The organism is Lentilactobacillus parakefiri (assembly GCF_002157585.1).
Classification (GTDB): Bacteria; Bacillota; Bacilli; order Lactobacillales; family Lactobacillaceae; genus Lentilactobacillus; species Lentilactobacillus parakefiri.
Window position 1 is genome coordinate 530 of the sequence record NZ_BDGB01000020.1, and the last position, 3,855, is coordinate 4,384.

Consider the following 3,855-nt stretch of genomic DNA (forward strand, 5'->3'; position numbering starts at 1 on the left):
GATTTTCTTACCAGCGTCGTAACCTTTGTTTTCAGCAGTAGCGGTGTTTTTGACGCTCTGAGCGTCAACGATAATAAAGGAAGTTAAAGCTGAACGTCCTTGGTAAGTTCGCCGAGCAATGACAATTTTTTTAAAACTTGTTCCAATAAAGAATCAGCCGTAGGCTCAACTTTAGTTGACCAAATTTTGTAATAGTTGTAAACTGACCGCCATTCTGGGAAATCATCGGGGACTTGACGCCATTGGCAACCGGTTTTCAAGACATATAGGACCGCACAGAAGACCTCGTAGAGGTCATATTTTCGAGGCTTAGTTCGCTTACGAAAATTTTCTAAAGCTGGTCGAATTAATTCAAATTGTTGCCGAGTAATATTGCTGGGATAATTTTTCATAGCTTAAACTCGCTTTTTACATAGAAGTATATCAAAAATCATAGATCTTGGACAGCTTCTTAAAAGCCCCTTACATCTTCTTAGATATTGTGTTATGGTAACGTTGATTGAATTACTATATTTAACATTATAAGAGGGAGATTGAAATTAATGTCTGAGATAAAGCCTATTAACGTAAAAAAGGGTTTTTCGGCTAGCGCACTATTGTTCTGGATTAAAGGATCGATTTCTATTGATTACCGTTTTATAAGAGTAATTGAAAAAAACACTTTCTTAGGTTTAATACCTTCTGGTACATTTAAACAAAATATACCTTTGAAGAATGTGACGGATATTGAGTTAAACACTAATTATAAAATCGGAAGATTTATATTAGGAATTGTGTTGATACTTTTAGGTATATCAATTATGTCGAACAGCGCGTTTATGGGATTGATAATCTTAATCATTGGAATGGGCACTTTTTTGAATGGAATTATGACTCAACTTGCTATTGAAAAGGGTGGCTCTACCTTTACTATCAATGTACCTTTTTTTAATAAATCTGATATGATAGATGCACAACAGGCAATAGAAGAGGCGTTGGCAACGGATGCTGATAAGACGGATTTAAATTTGTATAGCCACCAGAACAATAATAATGGTCAAATTCAATAGAGATATTATGTGACGAATAAAGTATATTATGTAGGAGAATAAAATCGTTAAATGAAAAAAATATTATTTTTTACAGCTGGTTTACTTTTACTTTTAACATTTGGAAACATTAAGGCCAATGCCTCTAATAGTGACTGGGAACTTAAATATCGACATGAATATAAAGTTAGAGTATTGAAAAGAGTTCCAATTTACAAAGTAAAGAATGCCTATTTAGATCCTATAACGAAAGGCGGTTATTTATATAAAGGAGAAATTGTCAGGACTTGGTACCGTGGAGTTGCGGGAGTTGATTGGCAAGTTACTGGAGGCAAATTTGGTAAAGCAAATAATGATAAATTTGGGTATTCAGTCAATTGGCCTTCCAGAAAATCTTTTAAAATATTAAAAACATATAAAGGAACGAATTGGTTCTGAAATATTGGACGCTTTCTCAGGAAATATGTAAGAGGTATATTAAATAGCAAGTCTATATTTAGATGACACCGAATTGGAACTTTATATTATTAAAGCCTATTGGAGTATTAATCGTCTGGATACCTGCTTGGCATATCTTTCAAGATGTTTCTCTTTTACCAATGCTAGATTTATGGCTGATAAACAGTTATTTAATTATTAAATACACAAAAATAGTAAATCCAAAGAAGTAGTGATTTTGCTACTTCTTTTTGTTCATAAATAATTTTCATTATAAATTAGAACATTGATAGCGGAATAAAGCAATTTGTTCAGACTGATAATAGCAAATCTAAATAGTGTGTAGCTGGGACATAAGTTGACGTAAATTGGGGTCAGCAATCCCCGTCATGGACGGCAAATTCAACACATCTAGGGTGGCCTCCTTGTTTTGAATGGTGTTCATAATCTTAGTTAAGTCCTGGTTGTTTCGGCCCAAGCGGTCTAATTCAGTAACCAGGACAATATCGCCTTCACGGATATAGGCCAGCATCTTTTGCAGTTCTGGCCGATTAGTGTTAGCCCCACTTAATTTATCTGTAAATAATTTATCAACGCCTCTTAAAGCAGCTAACTGTCGATCTAAATGTTGCTCCTTGGAACTCACGCGAGCATAACCGATTTTAGCCATTTCCAAGTCTCCTTTTGGACAGTTCTAATGAACATTTGTAATTCCTAGTATAGCACAGAAACAATAACGGCCATTAGGGTATACCCTAGTGGCCGTTTAGTTTAAGGGGTTCTTATTCTTCTCCTCAATTGTCAAATCAAGTGCAACACTAAGAATCTATTCTTAGAAGTGGTCTAGTTGTTAAGCTATTTCAGGCATTAGATTGGCTGGGCAGCGATAGTTCAATGACCGCCGTAGCCGGTAAGGTATCTTGAGCCATCTGAATGTCAATGAGTGAGGCTGAAGCCAAGGATCTGCCCTTCGGGAAGAATTCGCGCAAAGGGCCATTAGTGTTCTCTTGGGTTCCACGTTTTCATGGTGAATAAGGACGGGCAAAGTAGATTTCAATTCCATCGACTTGACACAAACTTTAGAACTCAGCACCGTTATCAGAAGTAATGATTTTAAAGTGTTCAGTTCCATAGTCATATAAGTTGTTCTGGAAGGCTTTTAAGCATGTACCGGCATGATAATTAAGAAGTTTAACGATAGCCTCTAAACGACTAACACTCTCTGTCAAAGTCATTAATGCTGGCTCATATTCACCTCGTTTACATTAAATGGCCCAAATTTTTCTTATTGATTCGGTGATGCTTTGTCCTGGGACGTTTGACCCGGCGACGTAGTTTAGCTGGTAGGTCTGAATTGGCTGGTTATCAATGTATCGATATACCGTCGGTGCTGAGGGACAGACAATCCCTAGATAATCAGTCTTGAATTGGTAAACAAAATTTAAATTGGGGTAAAAAAATTTTTGACTAATACTATTTAGTTATGTTAAAACATTTATGCATAGATTATATTAAGAAATATTCAGGTATAGGCATTTATGATGAGGTGGCTTAGTATGGTAAAAAAAATTGATTTTCATATTCACACTCTTCCAAAATCGAACAACAAAGATGAACAGTTCGATTTTTCACTTGAATGGCTTAAAAAATATTTACAGGAAGCCAAGTTAGATGCTATTGCCATTACTAATCATAATAGTTTTTCACGAGAAAATTTTAATCTTATAAATACAGAAGTTAGCAGTGTTAGAGTTTTCCCGGGCATGGAGTTAGATCTAGTTTATGGACATACTAATTTGGTTTATCCTAATGAAGAAAAGTATTTAGATGAATTAGAAAATGCTTCCGAACAAATGAAATCTTTTGAAAAAGATAGCAAATTGACAATAAAAGATTTTTTGAAGTATTTTCCTTCTTATATGGATTCAATCATGATTTTTGAGACAGGAAAATCAAAATCAATGAGGGTGCCTGAGGAACTATCCGGTGTAACGGCAGTAGGAGGTGTGTCAAATAGTTTGAAGTTTCAAAAAGTTTGGCAGGATAATCATATTGTTCCAGTACTGTTTAGCGACTCACACGCCACAGAAAATGGCAGAGATACATCTAGATCTGATATAAATCGGTTTGGATTGAAGTCAATATTTGAGACAGATTTTAAGAGACATTCAGAACCGCGTTTACCTTCCACAGCTCAAATAAATCATTAATCGTGATTAATAACTTATTTGAACCATGGAAAGCATTAAATCAGGCGGCCATTTGGCTCGTAAGTGTTGCGATTTCAACTTGTAAGGGGGTCTGGTAGCCCAGTGAACTATGAAGTCTCTTCCTATTGTAGAAAGCATGCACATATTCAAAAAGGACAGCAGCGGCAGTTTCATAATTC

Annotated in this window: 4 protein-coding genes and 3 pseudogenes; 3 read left to right on the plus strand and 4 right to left on the minus strand. The window is 35.5% G+C overall.

The features are described 5' to 3' along the window. Positions 1-392 (minus strand): annotated as a pseudogene (locus LPKJCM_RS13370) (transposase); the annotation flags it as partial. A gap of 150 nt (positions 393-542) precedes the next feature. On the opposite strand from LPKJCM_RS13370, the gene LPKJCM_RS01120 reads away from it, so the two are divergent. Then, complete coding sequence (locus LPKJCM_RS01120) at positions 543-1,049, plus strand: hypothetical protein (RefSeq protein WP_057961242.1); 507 nt, start codon at positions 543-545, stop codon at positions 1,047-1,049. Between the two features lie 51 nt (positions 1,050-1,100). Continuing rightward, positions 1,101-1,466 carry a hypothetical protein gene (locus tag LPKJCM_RS01125; RefSeq protein ID WP_057961241.1) on the plus strand — a complete coding sequence of 122 codons (366 nt, stop codon included), beginning with the start codon at positions 1,101-1,103 and terminating at the stop codon, positions 1,464-1,466. A gap of 343 nt (positions 1,467-1,809) precedes the next feature. Here the strand turns inward: LPKJCM_RS01125 and LPKJCM_RS01130 are convergent. After that, a pseudogene (locus tag LPKJCM_RS01130) lies at positions 1,810-2,136 on the minus strand (recombinase family protein); the annotation flags it as partial. 180 nt (positions 2,137-2,316) lie between these two features. Beyond that, positions 2,317-2,905, minus strand: a pseudogene (locus LPKJCM_RS14015) (IS30 family transposase); the annotation flags it as partial. 117 nt (positions 2,906-3,022) lie between these two features. Here LPKJCM_RS14015 and LPKJCM_RS01140 point away from each other — a divergent pair. Next, the gene (locus LPKJCM_RS01140; protein ID WP_087069503.1) at positions 3,023-3,676 is read left to right on the plus strand and encodes a PHP domain-containing protein; all 654 of its coding nucleotides are present in this window, start codon (positions 3,023-3,025) and stop codon (positions 3,674-3,676) included. A 40-nt stretch (positions 3,677-3,716) separates the two neighbouring features. Here LPKJCM_RS01140 and LPKJCM_RS13860 read toward each other — a convergent pair. After that, positions 3,717-3,855, minus strand: a 139-nt coding sequence (locus tag LPKJCM_RS13860) for an IS3 family transposase (RefSeq protein ID WP_165758553.1), incomplete at its 5' end; no start/stop codon positions are given.